The 16,591-nt window shown below is 62.1% G+C and carries 10 protein-coding genes; 7 read left to right on the forward strand and 3 right to left on the reverse strand.

What is annotated here, in order from left to right:
* Positions 1 to 2 precede the first annotated feature (2 nt).
* Positions 3 to 404, reverse strand: coding sequence for a hypothetical protein (locus GNZ12_RS19865; protein ID WP_172312803.1), 402 nt, complete (start codon positions 402 to 404; stop codon positions 3 to 5).
* 433 nt (positions 405 to 837) lie between these two features.
* On the opposite strand from GNZ12_RS19865, the gene gltA reads away from it, so the two are divergent.
* Positions 838 to 2,136, forward strand: a complete 1,299-nt coding sequence (gene gltA / locus GNZ12_RS19870) for a citrate synthase (RefSeq protein ID WP_172312805.1) — start codon at positions 838 to 840, stop codon at positions 2,134 to 2,136.
* A gap of 1,012 nt (positions 2,137 to 3,148) precedes the next feature.
* Positions 3,149 to 5,431: an amylo-alpha-1,6-glucosidase gene (locus tag GNZ12_RS19875; RefSeq protein ID WP_172312807.1), complete on the forward strand. Its 2,283-nt coding sequence runs from the start codon at positions 3,149 to 3,151 to the stop codon at positions 5,429 to 5,431.
* A gap of 269 nt (positions 5,432 to 5,700) precedes the next feature.
* Here GNZ12_RS19875 and GNZ12_RS19880 read toward each other — a convergent pair whose 3' ends face one another.
* Positions 5,701 to 6,474: a TetR/AcrR family transcriptional regulator gene (locus tag GNZ12_RS19880; protein ID WP_172312809.1), complete on the reverse strand. Its 774-nt coding sequence runs from the start codon at positions 6,472 to 6,474 to the stop codon at positions 5,701 to 5,703.
* A 490-nt stretch (positions 6,475 to 6,964) separates the two neighbouring features.
* Here GNZ12_RS19880 and GNZ12_RS19885 point away from each other — a divergent pair, with 490 nt between their 5' ends.
* Genes GNZ12_RS19885 through GNZ12_RS19895 form a run of 3 tightly spaced genes read left to right on the forward strand, consistent with a single transcriptional unit; the run spans position 6,965 to position 12,725 of the window.
* Positions 6,965 to 8,089, forward strand: a complete 1,125-nt coding sequence (locus tag GNZ12_RS19885) for an efflux RND transporter periplasmic adaptor subunit (RefSeq protein ID WP_216673289.1) — start codon at positions 6,965 to 6,967, stop codon at positions 8,087 to 8,089.
* Positions 8,086 to 11,259: an efflux RND transporter permease subunit gene (locus tag GNZ12_RS19890; RefSeq protein WP_172312813.1), complete on the forward strand. Its 3,174-nt coding sequence runs from the start codon at positions 8,086 to 8,088 to the stop codon at positions 11,257 to 11,259. The genes GNZ12_RS19885 and GNZ12_RS19890 overlap by 4 nt, the downstream gene beginning before the upstream one ends.
* Positions 11,260 to 11,261: 2 nt before the next feature.
* A complete protein-coding gene (locus tag GNZ12_RS19895; protein WP_172312815.1) occupies positions 11,262 to 12,725 on the forward strand; it encodes an efflux transporter outer membrane subunit in 1,464 nt (487 codons plus the stop codon).
* Positions 12,726 to 12,895: 170 nt separating this feature from the next.
* On the opposite strand, the gene GNZ12_RS19900 is transcribed toward GNZ12_RS19895, so the two are convergent.
* Complete coding sequence (locus tag GNZ12_RS19900) at positions 12,896 to 13,651, reverse strand: TetR/AcrR family transcriptional regulator (RefSeq protein ID WP_172312817.1); 756 nt, start codon at positions 13,649 to 13,651, stop codon at positions 12,896 to 12,898.
* A gap of 148 nt (positions 13,652 to 13,799) precedes the next feature.
* On the opposite strand from GNZ12_RS19900, the gene GNZ12_RS19905 reads away from it, so the two are divergent.
* The gene (locus tag GNZ12_RS19905; RefSeq protein ID WP_172312943.1) at positions 13,800 to 15,476 is read left to right on the forward strand and encodes a bifunctional 3-(3-hydroxy-phenyl)propionate/3-hydroxycinnamic acid hydroxylase; all 1,677 of its coding nucleotides are present in this window, start codon (positions 13,800 to 13,802) and stop codon (positions 15,474 to 15,476) included.
* A gap of 13 nt (positions 15,477 to 15,489) precedes the next feature.
* Positions 15,490 to 16,560, forward strand: a complete 1,071-nt coding sequence (locus GNZ12_RS19910) for a VOC family protein (RefSeq protein WP_172312819.1) — start codon at positions 15,490 to 15,492, stop codon at positions 16,558 to 16,560.
* The last annotated feature ends 31 nt before the right edge of the window (positions 16,561 to 16,591 follow it).

Genomic DNA, 16,591 nt, shown 5'->3' on the forward strand with positions numbered 1-16,591 from the left:
GTTCAAGCCTTGCGATGCGCGTCTTTATCGAGCGCGCGTTCAGCGGCTTCGCCGACGAGGCCGTGGTAATACAGATGCACGCCGATCGCGAGCGAGTCGTTGCGAATTTCGTGGAAGGCTTTCCATGCCTTCACCGGATCTTTGAACAGCAGATAGTGCGCTTCCTGCGCGATCAGATCCGCGACTTCGTGCAGACCATGGCCGTGCAGGACATCCACTAGCGTATCGAGACTGCGATGGGTGCGCGCGTCGGTACGCGGGTAAAGCATATGCAGCACCGCCACGTTTTGCGTCTTCAGTGCCGCCGACAACGCCACGACGATGTCCTGATGATTCAGCGCGCTGACGATGTTGTCGTCGTTGTGGACGTGATCCGGAAACAGTGTTTCGAGTGAGGCGTTCATCGGGTCCTTCCTGATCTTCTGGCTGATTAAAAAGGCCCGCCGTAGGACGGCGGGCCAAAGACAGCGATGTGTTCGCAGGGGAAGCAAAACACGGATTCAGTATCGCAGAGCGGCGTTGCTTGTGCAGCTTGACTGCCGCAAAACATTGTTGCAGTAAGTGTACGAACTTTCATTTGGCTGGCAGCGTCGCCGGGCGGACGCAGCGCCTTTTCGAGCGGCGTACTTCCGTTTATTTCCGTGTGTTTCAGGCGATTGCGCCCATTTTTCAGGCAACGAATGTTGCGTCAGTCGAGATGGATTGTTGCTGCCACTCGACGCAATCAAAGCCCTTGCGGACCTTAGAATGCGAAGCGGAGCCTGAGCATGCCAAGCGACGATCCGACGATCCTGCATGCCGGCACGTGTGCGATGTGAAAGTAAAAGGAATGTGTAGATGAACTCGAAGACACACGCAACGCTGAGCTTTTCCGACAGCGATCAAACGATTGATTTGCCCATTTATCAGGGTACCCTTGGCCCGGACGTGATCGACATCCGCAAGCTGTACGGCCAGACGGGCAAGTTCACGTACGACCCGGGTTTCATGTCCACGGCGGCATGCAATTCCGAAATCACGTATATCGACGGTGACAAAGGCGAGCTGCTGTATCGCGGTTATCCGATCGACAATCTGGCGCAAAACGCCGACTTCCTCGAAACCTGCTACCTGCTGCTGAAGGGCGAGCTGCCGAATGCGCAGCAGAAGGAAGAGTTCGTCACCACGGTTACGCAGCACACGATGGTGCACGAGCAGATGCATTTCTTCTTCCGCGGTTTCCGCCGTGACGCGCACCCGATGGCGATTCTGGTCGCCGCAGTTGGCGCGTTGTCGGCGTTCTATCACGACTCGCTCGACATCAACAATCCGCAGCATCGTGACGTATCCGCGATCCGCATGATTGCGAAGCTGCCGACGCTGGTGGCGATGGCTTACAAGTACACGGTGGGCCAACCGTTCGTTTATCCGAAGAACGACCTGTCGTACAGTGCGAATTTCATGCGCATGATGTTCGCCAATCCGGCGGAAGAGTACGAGGTCAACGATGTGCTGGTGCGTGCGCTCGACCGTATCCTGATCCTGCACGCTGACCACGAACAGAATGCGTCGACCTCGACGGTGCGTCTGGCGGGTTCGTCGGGTGCCAATCCGTTCGCGTGTATCGCAGCGGGTATCGCTTGTTTGTGGGGCCCGGCGCACGGTGGTGCGAATGAAGCCGCATTGAACATGCTGGAAGAAATCGGTTCGGTCGACAATATCCCTGAGTTTATTGCGAAGGTGAAGGACAAGAGCTCGGGCGTGAAGCTGATGGGTTTTGGTCACCGCGTCTACAAGAACTACGATCCGCGTGCGAAGCTGATGCGTGAGACTTGCCATGAAGTGCTGGAGGAGTTGGGCCTGCATGACGACCCGCTGTTCAAGCTGGCCATGGCGCTGGAAAAGATCGCGCTGGAAGACGACTACTTCGTGTCGCGGAAGTTGTATCCGAATGTCGATTTTTATTCGGGAATCGTGCAGCGCGCGTTGGGGATTCCGACGGCGATGTTTACGTGTATCTTCGCGATGGCACGTACGGTTGGTTGGATTGCGCAGTGGAATGAGATGATCGCCGATCCGGAACAGAAAATCGGCCGCCCGCGGCAGTTGTTCATCGGTGAGACTCAGCGTGAGGCTCGGCCGCTTGCCAAGCGGTAAAGGTTCGGTTTCTGCGTGTGCGGCGCTTGTTCGTCTGTACGCCCGCGGCGTTGGCCTTTGCTTGATTTGATATTGGACTATTAGCGTCGCCCCTGTGCGGGGCTGGCACCTACTTTTCTTTGCCTGCCGCAAAGAAAAGTAAGCAAAAGAAAGCGGCTCAAACCGCTAATTTTTAAGCGGGTCCCTCGCACAGCCACGGTAGCGGTGCATCTGGAATCTGTGCCCTCGCACATTCGGCGCGAGTGACAAAGCAGTCATACTTCCGGTGGCGCTGCGCGCGCCGAAGATCAATTCTTAAAACCGCCCGCTGCGTTTGGGTTGTCGTGTTTTGCCCTGCACCGTAACTCGTCATTGCATCGCCACTGCGAGTGCGAGTGGGACAGATCGAGATTTCTGTTGAAGTGGGGCTCGCCCATGAGTGCAGAGGCGCTTCGCCGAGGCGAAGCCGATGGCTCCCACCGCCCATGAACGAAGCCCCGGGTTTCCCTGGCAGACCCATCCGCGGCGCACGCAGTGCGGAGTGGGAGCTGATGACTCCTTTGTCACGAACGTTGAATGTGCGAGGGCAAGGATTCCAGATGCACCACTGCCGCGACTGCGCGGGGGACCCGCTTAAGAATTGGCGGTTTGAGCCGCTTTCTCTTGCTTACTTCTCTTTGCGGCCGGCAAAGAAAAGTAGGTGCCTGCCCCGCACAGGGGCGACGCTAATAGTCCAATATCAAATCAAGGAAAGGCCAACGCCGTGAGGGCACAGCCAAGAAGCGCCGTGCAGGCCAACAGATCAAGGAAAGGCCAACGCCGTAAGGGCGCAATCAAAGGCGCCGCGCAGGCAAAAAACAAACCCGTGCCTGCATGTCCCGTGCCAAAAAACAAAAACCGAAACTCCCATGTGATAAGTTCGTCTGACGCAAACAGACCCTCTACAATCGAAAGCGACCAACCGGCACCCAGTGCCAACCGAAACCGAAAGTCAACGCGAAAGCGAAAAGCGAACCCCATAGGAGTGACCCTGATGCAGCAGCCAGAAGCCCTCGGCGGCCTGTCCCACTCGGGCGGAATCGACCACCGCGAACCCGAGCCGGACGGCGCATTCATCCCGACAGAAAACCTCAACGTCGCGAGCGCTACCCAGCACGTGCTGAAGTCTGGCGACACCTTCATCGTCAACGACCCCCTCGGCGATATCACCGGCCACGACGACGGCCTGTTCGTCAACGACACCCGCGTCCTCTCGCAACTACGCCTAACCTTCGGCGGCCGCGCACCCTCGTTGCTGTCAGGCAGCGTCAGCAGCGACAACACCTCGTTCACCGCGCATCTGACCAATCGTCCCCTGCCGCCGCTCGGCGGCGACAGCACACCGGAAGGCGTGATCCACGTCGAACGGGTGCGCGTGCTCTCGGGCACCGTGCTCAACGAAGCCATCGAACTCACCAACTACGGTACTAGCGACGCGGTCGTGCCGCTGTCCATCTCCTTTGCGAGCGACTTCCGCGACATGTTCGAAGTGCGCGGCCTCAAGCGCGACAAACAGGGCCGTGTCGAGCCGGCGCGCGTCGAAAATCGCGAGGTGCTGCTCGGCTATATCGGTCTCGATGACGTGGCGCGCAATGTGCAGATCGCCTTCTCGCCGGAGCCGGACAAGCTCTTCGCCGATCGCGCGGACTACACCGTCAAGCTGCCGGCGCAAGCGTGCGTGTCGATCTATCTGTCAGTCTCGGTGCAAGTGGTTGCGCAAGCCGACAAGCCCGCTGCGGGCGTCTCGCAACCCACGCACGCGGTGAGCGAAGCCCATCTGTCACAAATCGATGCAGAGCGGCCGCGCGTCGGCCGCGCTGCGGTGCGCGCCGCACTGGTCGACGCCCACCTGGTGATGCGTGAACGGCGCCGCGTCACCGCGCGTGTGCGTTCGAGCAATCCGCTCTTCAACGCGTGGATCGACCGCTCGCTTGCCGACCTGGGGCTGCTGACTACCGATCTCGCCACGGGGCCGTATCCCTACGCCGGCATCCCGTGGTTTTCAACACCGTTCGGCCGCGATGCGATCATCACGTCGTTGCAGACGCTGTGGCTGCAACCGAATCTGGCCGCGGGCGTGCTGCGCTTTCTCGCCGAACATCAGGCGCGCGACAATTCGCCGTTTCGTGACGCCGCGCCCGGCAAGATCATGCACGAGATGCGCAAGGGTGAAATGGCCGCCACCGGCGAAGTGCCGTTCGCGCTGTACTACGGCGGCGTCGACAGCACCCCGCTCTTCATCGTGCTGGCTGGCGCCTATGCTGAACGCACGGGGGACATCGCCCTGATCGACGAGTTGTGGCCGGCGTTGGAGCGCGCGGCGCAGTGGGTCTCGGGCGTCTGCGACAAGAACCGTTACGGTCTGCTGGACTATCAGCGCGAGTCCGATGGCGGTCTCGCCAATCAAGGCTGGAAGGACAGCCACGATTCGGTCTTCCACGCCGATGGCCGCTTCCCCGACGGTCCTATCGCACTCGTCGAAGTGCAGGCGTATGCGAGCGCGGCATTCGACACAATGGCTCACTTCGCCAAGCTGCGCGGCCTGCACGAACCGGCCAAGCAATACAGCGAACGTGCGAAGAAAATCCGTCAGTGCGTCGAAGAAAAGTACTGGATGGAAGAGTCCGGCTTCTATGGCATCGCGCTCGACGGTCATGGCGAACTGTGCCGCGTGATGGCATCGAATGCGGGCCATTTGCTGGCCTTCGGTCTTCCCTCGCGCGAGCGCGGCGAAGCGGTGGTGCGTGCGCTCGACTCGACGCTGTTCCACACCGGCTGGGGCGTGCGGACGCTGGCCGCGAGCCAGGCGCGCTTCAACCCGATGGCGTATCACAACGGCTCGGTCTGGCCGCACGACAACGCGCTCTGCGCACGCGGCCTGTCGCAATACGGCGGCAAGGCGGCGGCCGTGAGGCTACTGCAGGCGCTGTTCCAGGCGGCGGTCAATTTCGACATGCGCCTGCCCGAGCTGTTCTGCGGGTTCCCGCGGCGGCGCGGCGAGCCGCCCACCGCCTATCCGGTCGCCTGTCTGCCGCAAGCCTGGGCGGCGGGCTCGCCGTTCATGATGCTCGAAGCGTGTCTGGGCATCACGATCGATGCGACCCGGCGCGAGGTGGTCATCGAGCAGCCCATGCTGCCCGAGGGCATCGACTGGCTCGAAGTCGGCGACCTGAAGGTGGGGGATTCGTCGGTGTCGATCACGTTCCGGCGGATCGGCGACAAGGTGGTCGCGTCGGCGGCCGAGCAGGGCGACGTGCGGGTGGTCGCGCTTCTCTAGACACCCGTTGAAACACTTGTGACTTGCAAACGAAACTTGTCCTGAGTTCGCAATCAATGTTGTCCTAGGCGCGACGGTTGAGTCGACGAATGAGCTTTTCCTCTCAGCGTTCGGGATAGGACGGTCGTCGCATCGCCGTTTTTTTATATAGCGACGCCAAAAAAAGACCGCCCAGATTGGCGGTCTGCTTGCGAAGCGCTTGCGAGCGGTGGCTTCAGGGAGCTGGCGTTCGTCAAGCTGTGGCCTGAGGCTGGAAATTGTCCACCCGATCAGCGGACGCGCGGTTTTGCTCGATAGACCCTGACTTCCGGCTTACCAGTGGGTAACGGCAGCTGCGCAATTCGCTCCGCCTCCGCGCGCTTGAGTCCAAGTGCCTGTAGCACGACCGTCGCAACGCGCTCCGCAAAGTTTTGTTCACCGAGTCCAGATGCCTTCTGCCGTGGGATCGCTGGTGTGACCGAGGCGGCAAAGTGCAGTTCAGCGGCGATCGCCGCGAAGATGATGCCCGTAACCGAAACGATGCACATGAAATGATCCGGGGCGACAAAGCGTTTTGCGGAAATGCCTCTTTGACTATCGCGCAGCAGTCGTTGGCCGAGACCCCAGCTAAGCGCATGCACCGAAAAACCCTCGCGGATCAGGAGTTGTCCCCACACCGGCTCGCGGCGAGCGCGCATCAACGTATGGCGCACTGACACGGCGACCACTTCGGCCGGGTCAGACAGTCCGCCGGCGAGGTGATCAAGCGTATCTGCGAATTCCTCGAACACCCACTCGACGAGCGCGGCAAAGATCCCTTCCTTCGACTTGAAGTGGTTATAGAAGGAGCCAAAACCGACGTCTGCGGCCTCGGTAATGTCGTTAATAGCCACGGAATCCGTTCCTCTTTCAGCCATCAGCCTGAGCGCGGCGTCGAGCAGGCGGGTGCGGGTCTCGCACTTGCGGCGGGTGCCGCGCGGCTGGCGCCCTTCGGTCGCCTGAGCCGGAGCTGGCAACTTCTGCGTGCGCTGCCGGGGTGCGCGGGAGTTCGGGGTATCAGGCATCACGGCTCCAAATTTCTCTATTGTCATATCGTAGATTTAATCGTCATGATTGACAATAGTATCAGTTATGGGTCTAATGTCACTGTCGTGGGAGGATCAGTGACAGCATCGACAGACGAATTGAGTAGCGACGTTGTCCGGAACCGGGCGTTGTAGCGCTGAAGACGAGTCGTCCACTGCCGTCCACGTCCACCAGCGCCGCGCTCGGGGCGAGGACCTGTTTTACGCTCGTTCTTTAGCTGTTTCGTGGGAGTGTGTCGCGTGCGATGACGAAGTATGAAGAGTTGCAAGCGGTTTGTAGCATAAGAGGCGAGTAGGAATACTAAATTATGGGCATGCCAAATCGAGCGCTAGCGCACATGACAAAGCATGCTGCCAGACGCACTGTGTCTTCCGATGCCTCGCCAATTTTTATTAGTGGACCATCACCTGCCTTGTGAACATCGTGAAACTTTCCGGTCTTAACGCGCAGACGCTTGCGCGTCCCTTCCTGTCGGCCGCCACCCGGCCATCCCTCCGAGGACGGCTTCTCATCGCGGCTTGCGGCGCAATCCTGCTCTCGGCGTGCCACCAGCGCGAAACGGCTCCCCCGGAGCTCAAACCTGTTGTCGCTCTCGCGATTCATCCCGATGGGCGCGCGGCCATCGCCTCGTTGCCGGCCCAGGTCGAAGCGCGGTACTCCACGCCCCTTTCGTTCAGGGTAGGAGGCAATGTCACCGAAAGGAACGTTCACCTCGGTGATACCGTCAAGGCGGGACAGACCGTTGCGCTGCTCGACCCTACCGATCTGCGCAATAACCTTGTCAATGCGCGCGCGCAGTTAGACGCCGCTGGACATCGCCTCGTGTACGCCAAACAGCAGCTCGATCGGGATAGAGCTCAGGCGCAGGCAAACCTGATTGCACCAGCGCAGATGGAGCAGACCCAGGACGCCTACGCCACGGCGCTCGCGCAGCGCGATTCGGCCCTTGCCCAAATGGCGCTCGCCACCGATCACCTGCGTTACGCCGCGCTCACGGCAGACCACGACGGAGTCATCACGTCGGAGGACGCCGACACCGGCCAGAACGTTCAGGCAGCTCAAGCCGTCTATCACCTCGACTGGACGGGGGACGTGGATATCGTCTGTGACGCGCCCGAACGGACACTTGGCGCATTGACCGTCGGCAGCAAGGCGAGCGTGAGCCTGTCCGCGCTGCCCGGCAAGACCTTCGAGGCGCGCGTGCGCGAGGTATCGCCCGCCGCCGACCCGCAAAGCCGCACCTGGCGCGTGAAGCTTACGCTGGCTGCGCCGAGCCCCGAAGTTCGCCTCGGCATGACGGCCAATGTTGTGTTCGATGCCGTCGGCGATGCGGCCGCGGCGCGTCCGTTCGCGCTGCCTGTGACGGCGCTCTTTCACAAAGGCGAGGATCCAGCGGTGTGGGTGGTGCGCGCCGGCAGCGACACCCTCGAACTGCGCCCTGTCAGCATCGCGCGCTACGACGAACGCACGGTCTCGGTCACCGGCGGCCTGCACGACGGCGACCGTGTCGTGATGCAAGGCGTTCACGCAGTGAGCGCAAACCAGCACGTGCAAGTCGTGGCCCCGCTGCATCCTGAGGATTTTTCGTCATGAACGCCCGCGACCCTGAAACCGCGCGCGACAGCGCGCCCGTCACCCCGTCCGACGCCGAAGCACATGGCGAAGGCGGTTTCAATCTCTCCGCCTGGGCGTTGCGCCATCAGCAGCTCGTCATCTTTCTGATCGGGCTTGCGACCCTGTTCGGCGTGATCGGTTATACGCAGCTTGCCCAGTCGGAGGACCCGCCGTTCACGTTCCGGACCATGGTGGTCAAGACTTACTGGCCGGGCGCGACTGCCCGCGAGGTGCAGGAACAGATCACGGACCGGATCGGCCGTCAGTTGCAGGCCGCGCCGTACGTCGACAACATCAAGAGCTACTCGCGGCCCGGCGAATCGATGATCTTCTTCGCGATGAAGGACTCGGCCCCGGTCAAGGAGGTCCCTGAGACCTGGTACCAGGTGCGCAAGAAAGTGGGCGACGTCGCGGCGACGCTGCCCAAGGGGACGGTTGGACCGTTTTTCAACGACGAGTTCGGTGACGTCTACACGAACATCTATGCGCTCGAAGGCGACGGCTTTACGCCGGCGCAACTGCACGACTACGCAGATCAGTTGCGCACGGTCCTGCTGCGCGTGCCCGGCGTCGCAAAGGTCGACTACTTTGGCGACCCGGACCAGCACATCTTCGTCGAAATATCGAATGCGGAGTTGACGCGGCTCTCCATCACGCCGCAGCAACTCGCCCAGGCAATCGACGCACAAAATACCGTGGCGCCGGCCGGCACAATTGCGACGGCGGACGACCGGGTGTTCGTGCGACCGAGCGGCGCTTTCAAGGACGTGCAGGCGCTCGCCGACACGCTTCTCACCGTGAACAAACGCACATTCCGGCTCGGGGACATCGCAAAGATCACCCGCGGCTACGACGATCCGCCCGTCACCCAGATGCGCGTCGGGGGGCAGGCGGTTCTCGGCATCGGCGTCACAATGCAAAAGGGTGGCGACGTGATCAGCCTCGGCAAGGCGCTCGACGCAAAAGCCTCCGAACTCCAGGCGACCCTGCCGGCGGGGCTCAAGCTGACTCCCATATCGAGCATGCCGCACGCGGTCAAGCACTCGGTGGATGAGTTCGTCAGGTCGGTCGGCGAAGCGGTAGCGATCGTGCTGGTCGTGAGCCTGGTTTCGCTCGGCCTGCGCACCGGCATGATCGTTGTGATCACGATTCCGATCGTGCTGGCCGTGACGACGCTGTGCATGCATGTGTTCAATATCGGGCTGGACAAGGTTTCGCTCGGCACGCTCGTGCTCGCGCTGGGGCTGCTCGTCGACGACGCGATCATTGCCGTCGAAATGATGGCCGTGAAACTCGAACAGGGCTGGAGCCGCACGCGCGCAGCGGCCTTCGCGTACACAAGCACGGCGTTCCCGATGCTGACGGGCACCCTCGTCACGGTCTCGGGCTTCCTGCCGATCGCGCTCGCGAAATCGAGCACAGGCGAATATACGCGCTCGATCTTCGAAGTGTCGGCCATTTCGCTGATCGTTTCGTGGTTCGCTGCTGTCGTGCTGGTCCCGTTGCTGGGCTACCACATGCTGCCCGAGCGCAAGGGCCACGAAAGTGGCGGGCACCACCACGAGCACGATGTTTACAACACCGGCTTCTACAAGCGCCTTTCGGGATGGGTCACATGGTGTATCGAGCGTCGCTGGGCCGTGCTTGGCGTCACTGCCGTACTCTTCGCCATCGCGATGGCGGCCTTCACGCGCGTGCCGCAACAGTTCTTCCCGAACTCGGAACGGCCTGAGCTGCTCGTCGACCTGCGGCTGCCGGAAGGCGCCTCGTTCGAGGCGACGTTACGTGAGGCGAAGCGCCTGGAAAGGGTGCTCGACGGCAAGCCCGGGATCGAGCACTTCGTCGACTTTGTGGGTACCGGTGCACCGCGCTTTTACCTTCCGCTCGACCAGCAGCTTCAGCAGCCAAACTTCGCTCAATTCGTGATCACGGCCAAAAGCGTCGAAAACCGCGACGAGTTGATGCACTGGCTCGATGCCAAACTCGGGAGAGAGTTTTCCGGCGCGCGCACGCGTGTCGCGCGGCTCGAGAACGGTCCGCCCGTGGGTTTCCCGATCAAGTTCCGCGTGAGTGGCAACGATATTGCGACCGTGCGCTCGATTGCTGATAAGGTCGCCGACAAGGTCCGCGCCGATTCCCGCACGCGCGATGTGCAGTTCGACTGGGACGAGCCGGCGGAACGGTCGATCTCGTTCGAGATCGACCAGAACAGGGCGCACCAGCTTGGCGTCACGTCTGAGGACGTATCGAACTTCCTGGCCATGACGCTCTCGGGGTACACGGTCACGCAGTTTCGTGTGCGGGACAAGCTGATCAACGTCGATCTGCGTGCGCCGGCGAGCGAGCGTGTCGATCCGGCGAAGCTCACGAGCCTCGCGATTCCGACGCCGAACGGCCCGGTACCGCTCGGTTCCCTCGGACACGTTCGAGACACGCTCGAGTACGGCGTGATCTGGCAGCGCGACCGGCAGCCGACGATCACAGTGCAGGCCGACATTCGGGGCAACGCGCAGGGCATCGATGTGACTCGCGATATCGAGCACGCGCTCGCGGAGCAAAAAGCCACGCTGCCGGTCGGCTACCGCATCGAGGTGGGCGGCTCCGTCGAAGAAAGCGTGAAAGGCCAAACCTCGATCAACGCCGAGATGCCGCTCATGATCATCGCTGTGCTGACGCTGCTCATGATCCAGCTGAAGAGCTTCTCGCGGACGTTTATGGTCGTGCTGACAGCGCCGCTCGGGCTGATCGGCGTCGTGGCCGCGCTGCTCCTGTTCGGCAAGCCCTTTGGTTTCGTCGCGTTGCTAGGCGTGATTGCCATGTTCGGCATCATCATGCGCAACTCCGTGATTCTCGTCGACCAGATCGATCAGGACATCGTGGCGGGGCACGCGCGCTTCGACGCGATTATCGGTGCAACGGTGAGGCGTTTCAGGCCGATCATGCTGACGGCCGCCGCCGCCGTGCTCGCCTTGATTCCGCTCCTGCGCTCAGCGTTCTTCGGGCCCATGGCGACCGCGCTAATGGGTGGTATCACGATCGCCACGGTACTGACCATTTTTTTCCTGCCGGCACTCTACGCGACGTGTTTCAGGATCCGGCGCGATGAGCGCGGGATGCAACAGGTCGTCGTTGAGCGTACGGAGATTTGATCATGAACCTTGCCTATAAGACGTCCGTTCTCGCCGTGGCTACGGCGCTCGCGCTGACGGCCTGCTCGTTCGGTCCTGGTGGCGAGCCCCCGGCGATGCCTTCGCCCACGCATTATGGCGTGCAGGCGCAGCCGTCCAGGACTGTCGTGGCGGATGGCGTTGCGCAGCAGTTCGATATCGGCTCGGCGGCCGCTCCTCAATGGTGGCGGCTTTACCGGTCCGACGCGCTCGATGCGCTCGTCGAGGAAGGCCTGCGCAACAGTCCGACGCTTGCGGCTACGCAGCGGACGCTCTCTGCCGCGCAAGAGGAATTGCGCGCGCAGGTCGGTTCGTCCACGCTGCCTTCAGTCGACGCTGCCGCCCAGGTCGAGCGTGCGCGTTCACCGGTCGTGCCCGGCATCGGCCCCACCGAGGTACGCTATAACTTCTTCGCCGGTCAGATTCAGGCGCACTACACGTTCGATCTCTTTGGCGCGACGCGCTATGCCAACGCGGCGGCCGCCGCTCGCGTTAACGTGCAGGGGTACGAGCTGGAAGCGGCCCGGCGCGCGCTTGCCGCCAACATCGTCGGCACGGCGATCAATGTGGCGGCGCTCGATCGCCAGATCACGCTCACCGAACGGCTCGTCGCCGTGGCGAGCGAAACTGCAAACGAGGATCGGCAACGGTACGCGCTCGGGTCCATTTCGCACGTGCAGGCGCTCAACTCGACGCAAGATGCAGATTCGATCGCGGCGAGTCTTCCGGCCGTGCGCCAGCAGCGCGCCACAGCCGTCCATGCGTTGGCGGTATTGATGGGCCGTACGCCGGATGACGCACCGGCCGTTCCGGACCTCGACAGTCTGTCGTTGCCTGACCATGTGCCCGTCGTCGTGCCGTCGGACCTGCTGCGTTCGCGTCCGGATATTCAGGCAGCCGATGCCGCCGTGAAGGCCGCCGCGGCCGACGTTGGCGCTGCGACCGCGCAACTCTTTCCGAGCCTGTCACTGACCGCCTCGATGGGTCGCGGGGGCTTTAGCTGGCCCGCGATGCTCTCAGGTGCAGGCGGGCTCTGGGCGATTGGTGCGGGCCTGTCCCAGCCGCTCTTCCATGGTGGGGCGTTGTTCGCGCAACGCAGGGCCTCGATTGATACCTACGATGCGACGGTTCTGCACTACAAGTCGACAGTTCTGTCGGCATTCCAGGATGTCGCGGATTCGCTTGCCGCACTGGACAATGACGCGCAGACGCTGGCATCTGCCGAAAGAGCGGCACAGGCAGCCCATGCGGCATTCGACGAAACGGCGTCGCGCGCCCGCCTGGGTTCCCTGCCGTCAACGGCGCAGCACGCTAGCGAGCAGCGGTTTCTCAACGCACAGCTTGGCGCCGCGCGCGCCGGGAGCCAGCGCATGAGCGATACCGCCGCACTCTTCCAGACGATGGGCGAATTGCCTGCCGATCAGCCGCACGTGACGTCAAGAGAATGACCTTGTTTCCGTAGGTCGGCGAGAGCGTCGCGATGAACCGGGTCGCTCTCCATCGGGTGAATCTGCCGGTGCCAAGTCAACCCAGACCAGTTTGTTATGCGAGATAGAGAGTAAGCCGTCGGGCGAACCAGTATGACCCCGGTCCATAACGCGTCTTGACTTCACCCGCCTCATTGCGCGTCGACTTCTGCCTCGACCAGTGGCAACGCTCGCATTGCAATCTTCTCCGCCTCTGTGCGCTTGAGCCCGAGCGTTTGTAGAAGCGTTGCTGCCGTGCGCTCGGCGAAGTGCTCTCCGCTGAAGCCGAGTTCGTCGAGCAGGTCTGCCGCCGGTGCCCCCGGCGCGACAAAATTCAGCTCGGCCGCAATTGCCGCAAGCACCGTACCGCCCACCGAAAGAAAGCCGATGAAAGGGTCGGCGACAACAAAGCGCTTGGCGGCGATGCCGTTTCCGATATCCCGCAATAACCGCTGGCCCAGCCCGCGGTTCAGGATGCTCGCCGAAAACCCTTCGCGTATCAGGAAGCGTCCCCATACGGGATCGCGCCGCGCACGCATCAGGGTGTGGCGCACCGAGACGGCGATCACTTCAGCCGGGTCGGACAGGCCCGCGGTAAGGCGATCGAGCATGTCGGCGAATTCCTCGAACACGTTGTCGACGAGCGTCGCGTAGACGGCTTCTTTCGACTCGAAGTGGTTATAGAACGAGCCGAAGCCCACATCGGCGGCCTCAGTGATTTCGTTGATCGCCACGCCCTCCATGCCCTTTTCCGCCATTAGGCGGAGGGCAGCGTCGAGCAGGCGGGCGCGCGTCTCGCGCTTGCGGCGCGCTCCGCGCGGCTCGCGCTCCTCGGGAACAGCGACCGGAGAAACGGGGGCCGCACGAGTGGAGCGCTTGGGCGCGGGGCGGTTCAAAGAGTTCGCCATGACGAGTTCCAGTCTTTGCTCATATCCAAGTATAGATTGATATGTCTCTATTGACAAAATTATCAGTAATGACTTTAATGTCACTAAGGCGCATGGTTGACGCCCGACAAACAAATAGACAGATGGAGTGACAGTGGAGAGAGGAGCAATAAACACCACCGGGCCGTCCGGCCTGCAGGACCCGGTTCAGCCGTCGACGCGTGACCTGCCCGAGGCAGTAGAGGTGCTGATAGTCGGGTGTGGCCCAGTCGGTGCGGCGACTGCCAATCTGCTGGCACGGCACGGTGTGAACGTGATGGTTGTAGACAAGTCGCGTGAAGTATTCATGGCGCCCCGTGCAATCGCACTGGATAACGAGGCGCTGCGCATCCTTCAGCTTGCGGGCGTCGGCGAGCGCGATTTCGAGACGATCGCCATACCGTACGTGCGAATGAGGTCGCCCATGCTGGGCCTGTTCGGCAGCGTGAATTCGCTGGGCAGCCTGGATGGCCATCCGAAGCTCGTCACGTTCTACCAGCCAGATCTCGAGCGGTGCCTGCGCGCCCGGCTCGAGACATATGACTGTGCGCATATTGCGCTGGGTGTCAGCCTGAACGGCTTCACGGAGGAACGGGACCATGTGCTCGCGTCGCTGGACCTCGGGCACGGGCGCACTCATCGGGTCCGGGCCCGCTATCTGATCGGCGCGGACGGGGCGAGTTCGCTGGTGAGGCAGCTCATCGGCCAGGAATTCAAAGGTAAGACGTTCGCCGAGGACTGGTTGATCGTCGATGCCCGCTACGTACCACGTCCGATCGATCACATCGAATTCATTTGCGATCACCGTCGGCCAATCCCGCATATGGTCGCGCCTGGCCACCGTGAACGCTGGGAATTCATGCTGCAGCCTGGCGAGCGACGCGAGGAAATGGAATCCGAGACACGCATCCGGGAGTTGCTCTCGCCATGGGGCAAGGTCGAAGAGATGATCATCGAGCGCAAGGCCGTGTATCGCTTCCATGCGCGCACCGTCGATGCATTCAGCAAGGGGCGGGTGTTCCTCGCGGGCGACGCGGCCCATATCACGCCTCCATTCGTCGGGCAGGGGCTGGTAGCAGGCCTTCGGGACGCCGCCAATCTTTGCTGGAAATTGGCATGGGTGGTACACGGACGTGCCGACCCAAGGATTCTCGATACCTATGACGAGGAGCGGCGCCCCCATGCAAAGGCAATGATCAACCTCGCAAAATTCATGAGTAGGCTCGTCATGCCGCGAAGTGGCGCAGTTGCGCTGTTGACTCATGGGTTGATGCGCCTTGCGGGACTCGTGCCGCGCCTGCGCGCGCAATTTGAGGAACTGCAGATCAAGCCGAAGAACGCATTTCGCAGTGGACTGTTCGTCAAGGGCCGCTCGTCGACCAAGCTTGTTCGTGGCGCGGTCATCGCGCAAGGCTGGGTGAGAGGCTCCGATGGCACCACGTGTCTGAGCGATGACGTGCTCGGGCAGGGTCTCACGCTGATCGGGTTTGGCGTGGATGCGGCGGCGGTGCTAGAGGACGCGACGGCCGCAGCGTTTGCGCGTGCCGGGGGGCGCGTTGTCCAGATTACCCATCGGGGGCAACGGCTGCATATTGCCCCGCTCGACAGTTGGGAAGACCTTGAAGGCGTATTTCTTCCGGGGCTCGCGCCCGTCGGGTGGGTTGCCGTCGTCCGGCCCGACAAGACGATCGTCCACGACGGTGGGGCCACCGACGTGAACCGTATCGTGCGCGAGAGTCTTGCCTTGCTGACGAACCCCGTCGGCGCGCCGGCTATGGAAGCCGAACACGCCATCCGAACCGTTTGATTTCCGTTCTGCCATGAAACTGACTACTGTACAGCCGTCCCGTCACCCCGATCCCACGACGAAAGCGTCGGCATTGGCCTATTTGATATTCGACCGGCCAGACCTCGTGAAAGCCGAGCAATTTCTCAATGACTTCGGGCTCCGAACTGTATCGCGAACCGATGCGCTCGTCCTGCTGCGGGGAACGGGTGCTTCGCATTTCTGCTACGTCGTCCGAAAGGCGCCGAAATCCCGGTTCGTTGGTTTTGGGCTACGGGTCGACAGCAGGGCCGATCTTGATGCGCTTGCAAAAGTGCCTGGCGCCTCTGAGGTCGAGCGCTCGCCGTTGCCCGGCGGCGGCTATATGGTCCGGTTGACCGACCCTTCGGGCTTTCGCGTCGATGCAATATGGGGCCAGGCGCCAGCTTCGACGCTGTCCCATCGGCCGCCATTGCCGTTCAACTCCGTGGATGCGGCCGTCCGGATTAACGGGACGCAGCGACCGCCCGAGTCCGCGCCCGAAGTTATCCGGCTCGGACATGTCGTGCTCGAACTCGCCGACTATCAGGAAACCTGCGCATGGTATACGCGGCATTTTGGCTTCATCCCGAGCGATGTGCAGGTACTTCCCGATGGCTCGCCCGTCGTCGCGTTCATGCGGCTCGATCTCGGCGACAAGCCGGCCGATCACCATACGCTCGCGCTTGCACAAGGCTTTGTGCCCACCTACAGCCATAGCGCCTACGAAGTCGTCGACGCCGACGCGGTGGGTATGGGCCAGCGCGTCCTGCGCGACAAGGGCTGGACGCACGCGTGGGGAATTGGCCGTCATATCCTGGGCAGCCAGATCTTCGACTACTGGCAGGACCCGTGGGGCGACAAGCATGAGCACTATTGCGACGGCGATCTCTTTACGGCCGATGCTCCGGCGGGTGTACACGCGGTGAGCCGCGAAGCAATGGCGCAATGGGGACCGACGATGCCGCGCAGCTTCACGAAGCCCAGATTCACGCCGGCAAGCATTGTGGCGCTCTTTAGAAACCTGCGCCGCAGCCCCGACCTGACGCTGAGCAAGCTGCGGACGCTGGCAAAGCTTTTCGCCTGAACCAACCCCTTCCATAGAATCCGGAGATCTA

The organism is Paraburkholderia solitsugae (assembly GCF_013177695.1).
GTDB classification, from domain to species: Bacteria; Pseudomonadota; Gammaproteobacteria; order Burkholderiales; family Burkholderiaceae; genus Paraburkholderia; species Paraburkholderia solitsugae.